The organism is Actinocrinis sp. (genome assembly GCF_035650855.1).
In the GTDB taxonomy this organism is placed as follows: domain Bacteria; phylum Actinomycetota; class Actinomycetes; order Streptomycetales; family Catenulisporaceae; genus Actinocrinis.
Genome location: NZ_DASRGV010000128.1, coordinates 1 through 14637, shown reverse-complemented (window position 1 = coordinate 14637; position 14637 = coordinate 1). Strand labels below are relative to the sequence as shown.

Annotated in this window: 12 protein-coding genes and 3 pseudogenes; 6 read left to right on the top strand and 9 right to left on the bottom strand. The window is 71.2% G+C overall.

The genetic code is table 11. The annotated features are described in order from the left end of the window. Nucleotides 1–28 precede the first annotated feature (28 nt). The 3 genes from VFB40_RS10140 to VFB40_RS10130 form a co-directional block, all read right to left on the bottom strand. Nucleotides 29–1018 (bottom strand): malate dehydrogenase, encoded by a 990-nt coding sequence (locus tag VFB40_RS10140; protein WP_324849252.1) that lies wholly within the window; start codon nt 1016–1018, stop codon nt 29–31. Nucleotides 1019–1213: 195 nt separating this feature from the next. Beyond that, nucleotides 1214–2431 carry an NADP-dependent isocitrate dehydrogenase gene (locus VFB40_RS10135; RefSeq protein WP_324849250.1) on the bottom strand — a complete coding sequence of 406 codons (1218 nt, stop codon included), beginning with the start codon at nt 2429–2431 and terminating at the stop codon, nt 1214–1216. 144 nt (nt 2432–2575) lie between these two features. Continuing rightward, entirely contained in the window at nt 2576–2884 is a 309-nt protein-coding gene (locus VFB40_RS10130; RefSeq protein WP_324849248.1) for a DUF3017 domain-containing protein, read from the bottom strand. Between the two features lie 312 nt (nt 2885–3196). Here VFB40_RS10130 and VFB40_RS10125 point away from each other — a divergent pair, with 312 nt between their 5' ends. Then, a complete protein-coding gene (locus VFB40_RS10125) occupies nt 3197–3448 on the top strand; it encodes a hypothetical protein (protein WP_324849246.1) in 252 nt (83 codons plus the stop codon). A gap of 334 nt (nt 3449–3782) precedes the next feature. Next, nucleotides 3783–6158, top strand: coding sequence for a 1,4-alpha-glucan branching protein GlgB (glgB, locus tag VFB40_RS10120; protein ID WP_349261423.1), 2376 nt, complete (start codon nt 3783–3785; stop codon nt 6156–6158). Nucleotides 6159–6216: 58 nt separating this feature from the next. Here glgB and VFB40_RS10115 read toward each other — a convergent pair whose 3' ends face one another. After that, nucleotides 6217–7065 carry a bifunctional methylenetetrahydrofolate dehydrogenase/methenyltetrahydrofolate cyclohydrolase gene (locus VFB40_RS10115; protein ID WP_324849242.1) on the bottom strand — a complete coding sequence of 283 codons (849 nt, stop codon included), beginning with the start codon at nt 7063–7065 and terminating at the stop codon, nt 6217–6219. A 222-nt stretch (nt 7066–7287) separates the two neighbouring features. Between VFB40_RS10115 and VFB40_RS10110 the strand changes: the two genes are divergently transcribed. Continuing rightward, nucleotides 7288–7644: a DUF4190 domain-containing protein gene (locus tag VFB40_RS10110; RefSeq protein WP_324849240.1), complete on the top strand. Its 357-nt coding sequence runs from the start codon at nt 7288–7290 to the stop codon at nt 7642–7644. Between the two features lie 72 nt (nt 7645–7716). Here VFB40_RS10110 and purH read toward each other — a convergent pair whose 3' ends face one another. Both purH and purN read right to left on the bottom strand, forming a co-directional pair. Further along, nucleotides 7717–9303, bottom strand: a complete 1587-nt coding sequence (purH, locus tag VFB40_RS10105; RefSeq protein ID WP_324849238.1) for a bifunctional phosphoribosylaminoimidazolecarboxamide formyltransferase/IMP cyclohydrolase — start codon at nt 9301–9303, stop codon at nt 7717–7719. Nucleotides 9304–9398: 95 nt separating this feature from the next. Next, nucleotides 9399–10034 (bottom strand): annotated as a pseudogene (gene purN / locus VFB40_RS10100) (phosphoribosylglycinamide formyltransferase); the annotation flags it as partial. Nucleotides 10035–10249: 215 nt separating this feature from the next. On the opposite strand from purN, the gene VFB40_RS10095 reads away from it, so the two are divergent. Continuing rightward, the gene (locus tag VFB40_RS10095) at nt 10250–11422 is read left to right on the top strand and encodes a hypothetical protein (protein WP_324849234.1); all 1173 of its coding nucleotides are present in this window, start codon (nt 10250–10252) and stop codon (nt 11420–11422) included. Beyond that, entirely contained in the window at nt 11419–11880 is a 462-nt protein-coding gene (locus tag VFB40_RS10090) for a DUF2752 domain-containing protein (RefSeq protein ID WP_324849232.1), read from the top strand. Before VFB40_RS10095 ends, VFB40_RS10090 begins: the two co-directional genes overlap by 4 nt. Here the strand turns inward: VFB40_RS10090 and VFB40_RS10085 are convergent. Continuing rightward, nucleotides 11877–12335: a hypothetical protein gene (locus VFB40_RS10085; RefSeq protein ID WP_324849230.1), complete on the bottom strand. Its 459-nt coding sequence runs from the start codon at nt 12333–12335 to the stop codon at nt 11877–11879. The two genes, VFB40_RS10090 and VFB40_RS10085, sit on opposite strands and share 4 nt — an antisense overlap. Before the next feature lie 156 nt (nt 12336–12491). On the opposite strand from VFB40_RS10085, the gene VFB40_RS28515 reads away from it, so the two are divergent. Further along, on the top strand, nt 12492–12899 hold the full coding sequence (locus VFB40_RS28515; RefSeq protein ID WP_349261422.1) for an RDD family protein: 408 nt from the start codon (nt 12492–12494) through the stop codon (nt 12897–12899). Nucleotides 12900–12959: 60 nt separating this feature from the next. Here VFB40_RS28515 and VFB40_RS28510 read toward each other — a convergent pair. Both VFB40_RS28510 and VFB40_RS10075 read right to left on the bottom strand, forming a co-directional pair. Continuing rightward, nucleotides 12960–14237 (bottom strand): annotated as a pseudogene (locus tag VFB40_RS28510) (cell division protein PerM); the annotation flags it as partial. Nucleotides 14238–14381: 144 nt separating this feature from the next. Continuing rightward, nucleotides 14382–14637, bottom strand: a pseudogene (locus VFB40_RS10075) (succinate--CoA ligase subunit alpha); the annotation flags it as partial.

Genomic DNA, 14637 nt, shown 5'->3' with positions numbered 1-14637 from the left:
TCGGCGACGGCGAGGGAAAACCCTACGGTCAGATCAGGCCGAGCTCGCGGACCGCGTCGCGCTCGTCGGACAGCTCCTTGACGGAGGCGTCGATGCGGCCGCGGGAGAACTCGTTGATCTCCAGGCCCTGGACGATCTCGAAGTCACCGCCCCGGGTGGTCACCGGGAAGGAGGAGACCAAGCCTTCGGGCACGCCGTAGGAGCCGTCGGAGACGACGCCCATCGAGGTCCAGTCGCCCTCGGCGGTGCCGTTGAACCAGGTGAAGACGTGGTCGAGGGCGGCGGAGGCGGCGGAGGCCGCGGAGGAGGAGCCGCGCGCCTCGATGATCGCGGCGCCGCGCTTGGCCACGGTCGGGATGAAGGAGCTCTCCAGCCACTGCTGGTCGCTGATGTACTCGGCGGCGTTCTTGCCGGAGATCTTGGCGTTGAACAGGTCCGGGTACTGCGTCGCCGAGTGGTTGCCCCAGATCGTCACGTTGCTGATCTCGGTGACCGGCACGCCGGCCTTCTTCGCGATCTGCGCGATGGCGCGGTTGTGGTCGAGCCGGGTCATCGCGGTGAACCGGGACTTGGGCACGTCCGGCGCGTGGCTCGCGGCGATCAGCGCGTTCGTGTTCGCCGGGTTGCCGACGACCAGGACCCTGATGTCGTCGGCGGCGCCGGCGTTGATCGCCTCGCCCTGCGGCTTGAAGATGCCGCCGTTGGCGGAGAGCAGGTCGCCGCGCTCCATGCCGGCGGTGCGCGGCCGCGCGCCGACCAGCAGCGCGACGTTCGCCCCGGCGAAGCCCTCGGTGGGGTTGTCGAAGATGTCGATCCCGGCCAGCAGCGGGAAGGCGCTGTCGTCCAGTTCCATGGCGACGCCCTCGGCCGCCTTAACGGCCTGCGGGATCTCCAGCAACCGCAGCTTGACCGGGACGTCCGGCCCGAGCAGGTCGCCGGCGGCGATCCGGAACAGCAGCGAGTAGCCGATCTGCCCGGCGGCGCCGGTGACCGTGACGTTGACGGGGGTGCGGGTCATTGCGTTCTCCTGCGCCGCGGTGCCGGAGACGCCGACACCGAAGACGACGTTGTCTGGGCCGATAGGAAGGGTCTAACGGTTCTGGATACCTGCGAGAAACGCTACTCCTGCGGCCGGGCCGACCCGCGCGGCAGCGGGCCGACCCGGCTGTGAGAAGCACTACATGCGCACGGACGCGCCGTGCGTCTGCCCAGCTCAGGCGGCGAGGGCCTTCTTCAGGTTCTCGTCCAGCGCGCCGAGGAAGTCCTGCGTGGTCAGCCACGGGGCGTCCGAGGAGATCAGCAGCGCGAGGTCCTTGGTCATCTGGCCGCCCTCGACGGTGGCGACGCAGACCCGCTCGAGCGCCTCGGCGAAGGCGGTGACCTCGGGGGTGTTGTCCAGCTTGCCGCGGTGCGCGAGGCCGCGGGTCCAGGCGTAGATGGAGGCGATCGGGTTGGTGGAGGTCGCCTTGCCCTGCTGGTGCTGGCGGAAGTGGCGGGTGACGGTGCCGTGCGCGGCCTCGGCCTCCACCGTGCGGCCGTCCGGGGTCATCAGCACGCTGGTCATCAGTCCGAGCGAGCCGAAGCCCTGGGCCACGGTGTCGGACTGCACGTCGCCGTCGTAGTTCTTGCACGCCCAGACGTAGCCGCCCTCCCACTTGAGCGCGGCGGCCACCATGTCGTCGATCAGCCGGTGCTCGTAGGTGATCCCGGCGGCCTCGAAGTCGGCCTTGAACTCGGACTCGAACACCTCCTGGAAGATGTCCTTGAACCGGCCGTCGTAGCCCTTGAGGATCGTGTTCTTCGTCGACAGGTACACCGGGTAGTTGCGGTTCAGGCCGTAGCGCATCGAGGCGCGGGCGAAGTCGCGGATGGACTCGTCGAGGTTGTACATGGCCAGCGCTACGCCGGGGCCGGGGAAGTCGAAGACGTTCAGCTCGATGGGCTCCGAGCCGTCCTGCGGGGTGAAGGTCAGGGTGAGGGTGCCCGCGCCGGGGACCTTCAGGTCGGTGGCCCGGTACTGGTCGCCGAAGGCGTGGCGGCCGATCACGATCGGCTTGGTCCAGCTGGGCACCAGACGCGGCACGTTGCTCATGATGATCGGCTCGCGGAAGATGACGCCGCCGAGGATGTTGCGGATGGTGCCGTTCGGCGACTTCCACATCTTCTTCAGGCCGAACTCCTCGACCCGCGCCTCGTCCGGGGTGATGGTGGCGCACTTGACGCCCACGCCGTACTGCTTGATCGCGTTCGCGGCGTCGATGGTGACCTGGTCGTCGGTGGCGTCGCGGTGCTCGATGCCCAGGTCGTAGTACTTCAGGTCGACGTCGAGGTACGGCAGGATCAGCGAGTCCTTGATGAACTGCCAGATGATCCGGGTCATCTCGTCGCCGTCGAGTTCGACGACCGGGTTGGCTACCTTGATCTTGGACATGGTGACGGTCCTTCTCGCACGACGGTGATTATCTTGGCGTCAAGATAGTTTGTCGGGGCTGAGCCTACCCCGGTCGTGCGGTGTGGGCGAAACCAGGTCGTAACCGGGGCCGAAAGGACCGCGCGGGCGCCGCCGCGGCCCAGCTCAGACGGTGTCCGCGAACAGCGCGGCCACCAGCAGCAGCACTCCGAGCAGCGCCATCGTCACCACGTCCACGCCGCGGCGGCGCACCGCGAGCAGGCCGGCGCGGGCCGGGGAGAGCACGAAGCGCAGCGCGGAGCCGAGCAGCAGGGCCGCGGCGAGCAGGGTCAGCCCGTGCTTGAGCGCGCCGAGCGAGACCACGATGACCGCGATCGCCGCGGTGGTGAAGACGACGGCGAACGGCCACTCGACCGCGACGGCGCGCAACGTGCGGCCGATCGAGGCGCCGTCGCGACGGGAGGCGACTTCCATGCAGACCACTAAACCATGGCGGGCCGCTCCACACAGCAGCTGACCGGCAGGCGTGCGGGGACGTGACAGGGCTCGGCGACGCCCGTCGGGGCGCGGGGCGGCGGGCGGCGCGCGGCCGAAACGGGCGCGGCGCGGCGGGCCGGATCACCCCCGGCGTGGTGAAGGAGCAGCGGCGGAGCGCGCGGAAGCACCCGAATGATCGAAAACGCCCCGATTGGCCCGTAGCTGTGGGGTTGTCCTGACTTTAGGCTCCAAACTGGCCACGGATCGCTGTTCCCCAAGACCGATTTTCCGTTCATACAGCGCGAGGCGATGATGATCGAACCGACTGCTTCCCCGGCTACGCCCTCCGTCCCCTCCTCCCCCGTTCTGGAGTCCGTGGCCGTCTTCTGCGGCAACTGCAGCTGCGGCTGCCCGGAGCTGTTCCTCGACCACGGCGCCGACGACGATCGGCGGGTCGTGCTCGCCGACGACTTCGGCCAGCGGGTGCAGATGTCGCTGGCTCAGCTGGCCGCGCTGGTCGCGGACGTCAAGAGCGGAGCGCTCGACCGCCTGGTCGCCTGACCGGCGGCGCCACCGCCCGACCACTCGATCGCTCGAACACTCGACGCACGATTCCCCGTGACTGTGCCGGACCGCTGCGCCAAACTCCTGATGAGGAGCGGCCGGGTAGCGCGTCGCACCTCACCCGACTGCCGTGCATGGCATCGTGGAAAACGGAGAAACGGGCCTTGAGGGACCGCTCGAACGAGACAGGGACGTGGGCGCTTTGACCGTGCGGGACGACCAGCGGATCGCGGGCCGGGCAGGCGACGGCGGCGGCAAGGACCGCTCCTCAGACGGGACCGGCGGCACTTCTTCATCCTCCGCCGCCCGCGGTGCGACCCCAGCGGCGCCGATGGCGGACGAGGAACGCAGGGCCCTGCTTGACGGAGCCGTGCACGATCCGCACCGGCTGCTCGGCGCGCATCCACAGGCGGAGGGAGCACAGCCCGAGGGCACGCTGGTACGCGTGCTGCGACCGTTCGCCGAGACCGTGGCGGTGCTGACCGCCGGGGGCGAGCGGTACGAACTGATCGCCGAGGGCGAGGGGCTGTTCGCCGCGGTGCTGCCGCTCGCCTTGGGCGACTACCGCCTCGAAGTCGGGTACGGCGACGCGACCGTCACGCTCGACGATCCGTACCGCTTCCTGCCGACGCTCGGCGAGATCGACCTGCATCTGATCGGCGAGGGCCGGCACGAGCAGCTCTGGGAGGTGCTCGGCTCGCGGGTGCGCCGGTTCGAGTCGCCGGCCGACTCGCCGTTCGACCCGCCGACCGGAACCTCGTTCGCCGTCTGGGCGCCGAACGCCCGCGGCGTGCGCGTGGTGGGCGACTTCAACTACTGGAACGGCACGAGCCACCCGATGCGCTCGATGGGGTCGAGCGGGGTGTGGGAGCTGTTCGTGCCCGGCGTGGAAGTCGGCGCCAGGTACAAGTACGAGATCCTCGGCCGCGACGGGGTGTGGCGGCAGAAGGCGGACCCGCTGGCCCGCCGCTGCGAGATGCCGCCGGCGAACGCCTCGATCGTGGACGAGTCGCACTTCGAGTGGACCGACGGCGAGTGGCTGGAGCAGCGCGCGAAGTGGGATCCGTACCGCTCCCCCATGTCGGTCTACGAGCTGCACCTGGCCTCGTGGCGGCCGGGCCTCGACTACCGCGGCCTCGCCGAGCAGCTGCCTGAGTATCTCAATGAGCTCGGATTCACCCATGTCGAGTTCCTGCCGCCGACCGAGCACCCCTTCGGCGGCTCGTGGGGCTACCAGGTCTCCTCGTATTTCGCGCCGACCGCGCGGCTCGGCGGCCCGGACGAGTTCAGGTTCCTGATCGACGCGCTGCACCGGGCCGGGATCGGCGTCATCATCGACTGGGTTCCGGCGCACTTCCCCAAGGACGCCTGGGCGCTGGCCGAGTTCGACGGCACCCCGCTCTACGAGCACCCGGACCCCTGGCGCGGCGAGCACCCGGACTGGGGCACCCTGGTCTTCGACTTCGGCCGCCGCGAGGTGCGCAACTTCCTGGTCGCCTCGGCGCTGTTCTGGTGCGAGGAGATGCACATCGACGGGTTGCGCGTGGACGCGGTCGCGTCAATGCTCTACCTCGACTACTCCCGCGAAGAGGGACAGTGGCACCCGAACGCCTACGGCGGCCGGGAGAACCTGGAGGCGGTCTCCTTCCTGCAGGAGCTGACCGCGACCGTGTACAAGCGGGTGCCCGGCGTCACGGTGAGCGCCGAGGAGTCCACCGCCTGGCCCGGAGTGACCCGGCCGACCGACCAGGACGGCCTCGGCTTCGGCTTCAAGTGGAACATGGGCTGGATGCACGACTCGCTCGGCTACATGGCCGAGGCGCCGATCAACCGCAGCTGGCACCACAACCGGATGACCTTCTCGCTGGTCTACGCGTTCACCGAGAACTTCATCCTGCCGATCAGCCACGACGAGGTGGTGCACGGCAAGGGCTCGCTGCTGCGCAAGATGCCGGGCGACCGCTGGCAGCAGCTGGCGAACGTGCGCGCCTATCTGGCGTTCATGTGGTCCCATCCGGGCAAGCAGCTGATCTTCTCCGGCTGCGAGTTCGCCCAGGACGCGGAGTGGTCCGAGCAGGCCGGGCTGGACTGGTGGCTGCTGGACAACCCGGCGCACCGCGGCGTCTTCCGACTGGTTCAGGACCTCAACGCGGCCTATCGGGCGCGTCCGGCGCTGTGGGAGCAGGACACCTCGGGCAACGGCTTCTCCTGGCTGGCCGCGAACGACGCGGAACACAACGTGTTCGCGTTCGTCCGCTGGGCCTACGACGGGCGGCCGCTGGTGTGCGTGGTGAACTTCGCCGGCGTGCCCTGGGAGGGCTACTCGCTGCCGCTGCCGCTGAGCACCGACCGGGCGCAGGTCTGGTCCGAGGTGCTCAACACCGACGCCGAGCAGTACGGCGGCTCGGGCGTAGGCAACTTCGGCCAGGTCTACGCGATCGACGAGGGCCAGGACGGCTGGCCGGCGCGCGCGGTGCTGCGGGTTCCCCCGCTCGGCGCGCTGTGGCTGGAGCCGCGGCCGATCGAGGAGCCGGCGGCGCTGCAGGATGTGGCGGAGGAGGACGTAGCGCAGGCGGAGACCGAAGTGGTCGCCGAGGCCGAGGCCATCGCCGAGACTGAAACGGCCGCGGAGACCGAAACGGTAGCGGTCGCCGAGGCGGCGGAACCGATGAGCGCCAAGCAGGAGAAGAAGAGAGCAGCGCAGTAAGGCGACAAAGACGGTGAGGCGCGGCGGAGCGATCCGCCGCGCCTCTCGCGTAAGTGCGTTACAGCGTGCGCTCGGCGGCCTCGACGACGTTCGTGAGCAGCTGCGCGCGGGTCATCGGGCCGACGCCGCCGGGGTTCGGCGAGACGAAGCCGGCGACCTGCTCGACGCCCGGGGCTACGTCCCCGGTGAGCTTGCCGTCCACGTGCGAGACGCCGACGTCGAGGACCGCCGCGCCCGGCTTGACCATGTCCGGCTTGATGATGCCGGGCACCCCTGCGGCGGCGACGATGATGTCGGCGCGGCGGGTGTGCGCGGCCAGGTCGCGGGTGCCGGTGTGGCACAGCGTGACGGTCGAGTTCTCCGATTTGCGGGTCAGGATCAGGCCGAGCGGGCGGCCGACCGTGATGCCGCGGCCGACGACCACGACCTCCGCGCCGTCGAGCTCCACCCCGAAGCGGCGCAGCAGCACCACGATCCCGTAGGGCGTGCAGGGCAGCGGGGTCGGCTCGCCGAGCACCAGCTTGCCGAGGCTGAGCGGGTGCAGGCCGTCCGCGTCCTTGGCCTGATCGACCCGCTCCAGCACGCGGAACTCGTCGAGCCCCTTGGGCAGCGGCAGCTGCACGAGGTAGGCGTGGCAGGCGGGGTCGGCGTTGAGCTCGGCGACAGCGGCCTCGACGTCTTCCTGCGTGGCGTTGGCCGGAAGGCGCCGGTCGATCGAGTGGATGCCGACCTTCGCGCAGTCGCGGTGCTTCATGGTCACGTAGGCGTGCGATCCGGGGTCGTCGCCGACCAGGAGCGTGCCGAGGCCGGGCACGATGCCGCGCTCGGCCAGCACTTGCACCCGCTTGGCCAGGTCCTGGCGGATCTCCTCCGCGGTCAGCCAGCCGTCCAGAATCGTCGCCGTCATGATGACCATTCTCGCAGATGCGGGCGGTAGACTCGCGCGCCGAGTACGTGTGCGTACTACCAGCCGCAGCCAGCAGGGGGAACCGTGTCCGAGTCGTCCGAATCGATGCCCCCGCCGCCTTTCGGGGCGCCGCCGTCGATGGACGCGCCCTATCAGGCCGGTTCAGGCTATCCGCCGCCGAATGCCGGGTTTGCGCCGTACGGGTATCCATATCCATACCCGATGATGCCTATGGCCCCCGGGCTGCCCACCGGCCTGGCGATCACCGGCATGGTGCTCGGCATCGTGGGTCTGTGCACGTCGCTCTTCTACGTCGGCGGCGTCATCGGGATCGTCGGCCTTGTCTTCTCGATCATCGCGCTGCGCAGGGTCAAGCGGGGTCTCGGCGGCGGCAAGGGCATGGCGATCGCCGGGCTGGTCACCTCGATTGTGAGCATCGTCGTCAACCTCGTCGAGGTCGTCTTCCTGGTATGGCTGTTCAGCACCGCGGCGCACTGCTCGCAGCAGGACTCGACGCCCGATCCCAACACCGGCCTCTCCCAGGTGGACCGGTGCATGGACAACAGCTTCTTCAACTGAGCCGCGATCCGAAGACGCGACCGCGGCGGCGAGCCGGAAAGCTCGCCGCCGCGGTTTCGTTCGGTCCCTTTGTCAGTGCGCGAAGTGGCGGGTGCCGGTCAGGTACATCGTCACTCCGGCCGCCTCGGCGACCGCGAGCGATTCGGCGTCACGCACCGAACCCCCGGGCTGCACCACGGCCTTGACCCCGGCCTGGATCAGGATCTCCAGGCCGTCTGAGAACGGGAAGAAGGCATCCGACGCCGCCACCGAACCGGCCGCGCGCTCCCCGGCCCTTGAGACCGCGAGCCTGGCCGAGTCCACCCGGTTGACCTGGCCCATGCCGACGCCGACCGCCGCGCCGCCGGAGGCCAGCAGGATCGCGTTCGACTTGACCGAGCGCACGGCGCGCCAGGCGAAGGCCAGGTCGGCCAGGGTCTCCGGGTCGGCGGCGGGACCGGCGGCCAGCTTCCAGCCGGCCGGGTCGTCGCCCGGGCCCTGGAAGTTGTCCCCGGCCTGCAGCAGCATGCCGCCGCAGATCTGGCGGAAGTCGGTGGCCCGCCGGGCGCTGGCCGAGGTGCGCAGCAGCCTGATGTTCTTCTTCGCGGACAGGATCGCCACGGCGCCGTCCTCGTAGTCCGGGGCGACGATGACCTCGGTGAACACCTCGGCGACCTGGCGGGCCATCTCGGCGGAGACCGGCCGGTTGGCCGCGATCACGCCGCCGAACGCGGAGACCGGGTCGCAGGCGTGCGCCTTGCGGTGCGCTTCGGCGATGTCGCCCCCGGCGCCGTTTCGAGTCACCGGGGACACCGCGATGCCGCAGGGGTTGGCGTGCTTGATGATCGCGACACAGGGCTCTGCGAAGTCGTAGGCCGCGCGCAGGGCCGCGTCGGTGTCCACGTAGTTGTTGAAGGACATCTCCTTGCCGTGCAGCTGCTCCGCGTTGGCGAGGCTGTCGCTGTCCGCCGCGCCGCCGCCGGTGTAGAGCGCGGCGGCCTGGTGCGGGTTCTCGCCGTAGCGCAGCAGCGCGGAGCGCTTGTAGGTCGCGGCGACGAAGTCAGGGAACGGAGACTCGTCGGCGGGGGCGTAGTCGGAGGCGAACCAGGACGCCACGGCGGCGTCGTACGCGGCGGTGTGCGCGAACGCCTCGGCGGCCAGCCGCTTGCGCTGTTCGAGGGTGAAGCCGCCGCCCTCAACCGCGGCCAGCACGTCCGGATAACGCGCCGGGTCCACCACGATCGCGACGCTCGGGTGGTTCTTCGCGGCGGCGCGCACCATCGACGGTCCGCCGATGTCGATCTGCTCGACGCACTCGTCCGGCTGCGCGCCCGAGGCCACGGTCTGGGTGAACGGGTAGAGGTTCGACACGACCAGGTCGAAGGGCTCGATGCCGAGCTCGTCGAGCTGCCGCACGTGCTCGGGCAGGCGGCGGTCGGCCAGGATGCCGGCGTGCACCTTCGGGTGCAGGGTCTTGACCCGGCCGTCGAGGCACTCGGGGAAGCCGGTCAGCTCGGCGACCTCGGTCACCGGGACGCCGGCGGCGGCGATCCGGGCCGCGGTGCTGCCGGTGGAGACGAGGGAGACCCCGGCGGCGTGCAGCCCCCGCGCGAGCTCCTCGAGTCCGGTCTTGTCGTACACGCTGACCAGCGCGCGACGGATGGGGAGCTGGGTGCTCACGGGATCGTCACCTTCCGGTTGCCGAGCGGGCCAAGAGAGGGAGCAGCGGTGCTGCCAGGGGTGGTGAGGGAGGAAGAGGGAGCGGAGGCCGGGGCCGGCGCGGCGGCCGGCGCGGGCAGGATGGTCCAGCCCTCGCGCGCCATCCGGCCGACCTGCTCGACGAGCAGCCGCCGCTCGGCGACCTTGATCCGCTCGTGCAGGCTCTCCTCGTCATCGCCGTCCTCGACCGGGACCGCGGCCTGGGCGATGATCGGCCCGTCGTCGACGCCCGCGGCGACGACGAAGAGCGTGCAGCCGGTGACCTTCACGCCATAGGCGAGGGCGTCGCGGGCGCCGTGCATGCCCGGAAACGAGGGCAGCAGGGCGGGATGGGTGTTGACGATCCGGCCGTCGAACTCGGCCAGGAAGTCGGGGCCGACCAGCTTCATGAAGCCGGCCAAGACGACCAGGTCGGGGGCGTGCCGCCGGACCTCGTCACGCAAAGCGCGGTCCCAGGCCGCCCGGTCCGGGTGGTCCTTCACCCGGCACACGAAGGTAGGCACGCCCGCGTCCTCGGCGCGCTTGAGGGCCAGGATGCCGTCCCGGTCCGCGCCGACCGCGACGACCGTCGCGCCGTACGCCGGATCCGCCGCGGCGTCGAGCAGGGCTTGAAGGTTGGTGCCGCTGCCGGAAACCAGCACGACGAGGCGCGCCGCACGAGAGTGCGGGGGCGGATAATGGGAGGGAGCGATTGACTGCTGAGTTGGGGAAGCCACGACCGCGGCGTCCTTTCAGGTCAGTGTTGAGTTGAGTCGCCCGGCGGCCGGGCCGTGGGCCGGACCAGCGGGATGTGGCCAACGATAGCTAGCGGTACGGTGAGGAGACCAATTCAAGCCATGCGCTACCTCGGCCAGCGATACGGTAGCGGCGCACCGCACATTCTCCCGTCACTACGGAGCCGAACACTGTGACCGACGCCCCTGCCCGTCAGGACAAGCCCGACAACGAGAGCGGCGGACCGTCGTCGGACAGCGGTCGCGACGCCGCGCAGGCGGCGCAAGGGACACAGGTCCAAGCGGGTCAGCAGGCGCGACCCGAGGGATCGCCCGAGCAGCAGGAGCGCGGTACTCAAGAGCACAGCGCCCAACGAGAGCGCGATGCCCGGCAAGGCGGAGCTCAACAAGGCAGTGCTCAACAAGGCGAGGCCCAAGAGCACGGCCAGAACCTCCCGGTGCCGCAGTGGTCGGCGCAGCAGCCGGCGCCCGCGCCGTGGTTCCTCGGCCAGCCCGGGCCGGTGCCGCCGAACTTCGCGCCGCCCTCCCCGGCACCGTTCCCGCCGGCCGCCATGCCGCCGCTGCCGCCGCCCACTCCGGATCAGGCGAACTGGCCGAACCACGCTCCGGGGATGCGGCCTCCGCAGCAGCAGCCGGGGCAGCCTGCGCCGGACGGGCAATCCGGTCAGCCGGGCGATCAGGGCCAGGCCGACGCCGGCCAAGTGCCTGGCGCCCCGCAGCAGCAGCCACAGCCCGGCAACGTGCCCGCGAACGGTCCGGCGCGCAAGCCGGGCCAGAGTCCCGGTCCCGCGCTCGGCCCGTACGGCAGCCCGCAGCAGCCGGCCCCGTGGCTCGACCCCGACCGGTACAACCAGCCAGGTCAGCGCCCTCCGCAGTTCGATCCGCGGTCGCCTTATCGGCCCCCGCAGCCGCCCCGCCAGCCGCAGCAGCCGCGCGGGGAGGAACCCGCCAAGCGCCCACCGCTGAGCCTGCGCACCCGCTGGGCTCGCGGCCTGGCCGTCGGCGGCGCGGTATGCACGCTGATCACGCTGCTCAACGGCTACCGCAACTTCCCGGACTGGCTGATCGGCGCGTGCGCGGGCCTGGTGATGTCGCTCGGCGGCCTGTGGTTCGGGACGTTCGCGCAGCGCGACGCCCTGCGCAAGTCGCAGCGCGCGCCGGAGGCCGTCGCGTCGGTCGTGTGGAGCAGCATCTCCTCGCTGATCGCGCTGGCCATCGTGTCTTATTCGCTGATCTTCTTCCCGCAGCTGCGGCAGTACTCGGACTGCATGCGCGCGGCGAACACGATCGCCGGGCAGAGCGTCTGCCAGGAGGAGTTCAAGAACTCGCTGGCCGCGTTGCCGTGAGCGGCGCGGCCGGTCCCGAACCCGCCGCCGGCACTGGCACCTTCGTCGGCCGGGGCGGGGCGGCGGTGAGCGCGTTCGCCCCGCTGCGGCGCAGTCCGCGGACCTTCGCGTTGCGGTTCGGCGCGGTCGCGGTGGCGTCGGTCGCGGCGGCCTGGGTGCATCAGAACCACGATCCGGGAGCGCTTTGCCCGTTGCGGCGCGTAACCGGCGTGCCGTGTCCGTTCTGCGGCTCGACGACGGTGTTCATGGAGGCGGGCGCGGGGCATTGGGGCGCGGCTCTCGCGGCGAACCCGGTGACCGTCGTCGCCACGCTGGTGTTCCTCGCCGCGCCGCTGCTGGCCTTCGATCCGTTCGGGACGCTGAACCGGCTGCCCTCCCGGCTGCGGTGGTTCGGCGGCACGGTGCTCGTGGCCGGATCCTGGCTGTGGCAGCTGCACCGCTTCGGCTTTCTGGGTTAATACCCGTTCAGAGCACTGGAGAATGTGCCGGATCCGGCAAAGCCTGACGATGGAGAGAGGGAACCCGTCAGGAGGAGCGGATGAGCACCACACCGGATCAGCCGCAGCAGCCGGAGCGCAAGCCGGAGCCGTCCGAGCAGGAGGCCACCGCGGCCCGTGACGCCCTGCGCGACCTGCCGAACCAGCCGCAGAGCGACGAGGTCGGCGAGACCGCGTACTCGGCGGTCCCTCCCCCGCTGCCGCCGATCGAGGACCCGGCGCAGGGACCGGTGCAGGACCAGATCCCTGGCATGGCCGAGCAGCCGCAGACCGGTTTCGCGGCGCCGACCGCGCAGGAAGCCGCGCAGCAGAGCCCTTATCAGCATCAGCCGCCGCCGCAGCAGCAGGCCTATCAGCAGCCGCAGGATCAGCCCGGCTATGGGCGACAGCCGTACGACCAGCCCCAGTACGGCCAACCGCAATACGGCCAGCAGCAGCCCTCGTACGGCGGCACTCAGTCTGGCGGCACTCAGTACGCGGGCGGCGGAACCTACGGCGCCTACCAGGCCGCTCCTCCCCCGCCGCCCTACGAGCAGGGTTACGGCTATCCCGGCAGCGGCCTACCCGTCGGAATGCCCCCGCTCGCCGACTGGGGACAGCGCGCCGGCGCCTTCGCCCTCGACAACGGGCCCACCATCGTCGCCGGCTGGATCGCCGGCGCCACCCGCAGCGTCACCCTCGACGTCATCTTCGGCCTCCTCAGCTTCCTCGGGCTGATCTGGGCCGTCGTCAACGCCGTCCGGGCCGGGCGCAGCGGCCAGTCCTACGGCAAGCGGGTCCTCGGCATCCGGCTCGCCCGCCTCGCCGACGGGCAGCCGGTCGGGGCCGGCTTCGGCTTCCTGCGGCTCTTCCTCAACTGGCTGTTCTGGGTCGCCTGCATCCTGCCCGGCGTCCTCAACCTGCTCTGGCCGCTCTGGGACGGCAAGCGGCAGACCTGGTCCGACAAGATCGCCCGCTCCGTCGTCGTGCGCACCCAATAGCGGCCGCCTCCTGGCGCGGAAGTAGTCGAGCAGGTACCAGAACCCGAAGCCGACGACCGCCACGGAGCCGAGTTCCGCCACCACCGCGAGCCCGACCTCCCACGGCATCGGGCCGACGACCGCCATGGCGCCCGCCGCGACGGGCCCTCCGGAGAGCACCGCGCCGACCGCGGCCAGGGCGCCGACCGTGGGAAGCGCCGCGCCGAGCGCGGCGGCCCGGTCCGTGAATCCGCGCAGCGAGCGGCCGATGATCAGCACCGCGGCGGCGCCGGCCAGCAGCGGGACGGCGAAGACCAGGTAGAGCCACGGCGAGGCGGCACCGGGATGCGGCACGGCCTGCAGCAGCGGCAGCCCCGGCAGCGCCCCGTGCGTTGATCCGCGCACCGAGACCGAGCTGCCCGCGCCCACCGCGAACCCCGGTCCGGCGAGGTAGCTCAACGCCCAGACCACCAGGTTCGGCACGAGCGCGAGGTCGATCAGGAACAGGCCGAAGTCGCCCGCGGCGCCCTGTCCGATCGTCGTACCGAGCTGCGCCACCTCGGTGAAGCGCAGGCCGACCGCGAGCGCGGCGAGCAACGCGGCACCGCACCCGAACACGGCCAGCGCCGCCGCGCCGGCGCGCACGGCCGTAGCGGCCCATCGCTCAAGGCTCGGGGTGTGAACGCTGAGCAATCCCGCGCCGAACGCGCAGCAGGCGATGATGCAGGAATAGCCGGCGGCCGCACCGACCGCGGCGTGCAGCGAACCCGAGGCGGCGCTCCAGGCGATGGCGAGCGCGGCGAGCGGGTAGCAGGCGGCGACGGCGACCAGCGACCAGAGGCCCGCGCCGAAGCGGTGTGCGGCGTACCTTCCCGCGAGCAGCAGCGAGGTGGCGGGCAGGATGGTGAATCCGAGCGGGGAAAGCCCGAACGGGCCGTCAGGGGTCTGCAACAGCACGTGGTGCGCGGCCAGCCAAAGCTGCCCGGCGACGTGCAGCGGCGCCGCGTACGACCCGTCCGTGGGCGCCGCCATCGCCCATACCGCGAGCGTCAGCGCGGCCGCGACCAGCCAGCCGCCGGCCGCGATGACCACGGCGGTCGCGGCGCCGACCACGAGTTCGGACGCGTGCTCGACCACGGCCCGCGCTGCGCGGTCCAGCAGGTGCGCGGCCTTGGCCCGGAGCGCGGCGGCACGACCGGACAGCCCGGTGGGCGGGAAGTCGTCGTAGCCGGGATCAAGGTCCAGCCATACGCAGTCTTCTGGCTCTGATCCGGGCTCTGATCCCGGTTCTGATCCAGACTCGGGCGCGGTCTCGGGCGGCGCCGGGGAGTCGACTGGCGGCTGCGGGCTGTCGGCCATGGCACCCATGCTGGGCGCCGAGACTTGCGCAAACAGCGCAGGCGCGCCCGTTCTTCACCCGAGTGAAGGACGAGCGCGCCCGCGATCGCTACAGCGTCAAGGCGTTACCGCGCCCGGTACACGCAGAGCGTGCCGTCGTGCTGCTCAGAGCGCTTCGACGATCTCGCGCATCAGCCGCGCGGTCTCGGACGGCGTCTTGCCGACCTTCACGCCCGCGGCCTCCAGCGCTTCCTTCTTGGCCTGCGCGGTGCCGGAGGACCCGGACACGATCGCGCCGGCGTGGCCCATGGTCTTGCCCTCGGGGGCGGTGAAGCCCGCGACGTAGCCGACCACCGGCTTGGTGATGTGCTCCTGGATGTACGCCGCGGCCCGCTCCTCGGCGTCGCCGCCGATCTCGCCG

Coding starts and splice junctions, on each gene's coding strand:
- VFB40_RS10110 (WP_324849240.1), top strand. CDS start 7,288: ATGATGCCTATGGCCCCCGGGCTGCCCACCGGCCTGGCGATCACCGGC.
- VFB40_RS10125 (WP_324849246.1), top strand. CDS start 3,197: ATGATGATCGAACCGACTGCTTCCCCGGCTACGCCCTCCGTCCCCTCC.
- VFB40_RS28515 (WP_349261422.1), top strand. CDS start 12,492: ATGCCCCCGCTCGCCGACTGGGGACAGCGCGCCGGCGCCTTCGCCCTC.
- glgB (WP_349261423.1), top strand. CDS start 3,783: ATGGCGGACGAGGAACGCAGGGCCCTGCTTGACGGAGCCGTGCACGAT.
- VFB40_RS10115 (WP_324849242.1), bottom strand. CDS start 7,065: ATGACGGCGACGATTCTGGACGGCTGGCTGACCGCGGAGGAGATCCGC.
- VFB40_RS10130 (WP_324849248.1), bottom strand. CDS start 2,884: ATGGAAGTCGCCTCCCGTCGCGACGGCGCCTCGATCGGCCGCACGTTG.
- VFB40_RS10140 (WP_324849252.1), bottom strand. CDS start 1,018: ATGACCCGCACCCCCGTCAACGTCACGGTCACCGGCGCCGCCGGGCAG.
- VFB40_RS10135 (WP_324849250.1), bottom strand. CDS start 2,431: ATGTCCAAGATCAAGGTAGCCAACCCGGTCGTCGAACTCGACGGCGAC.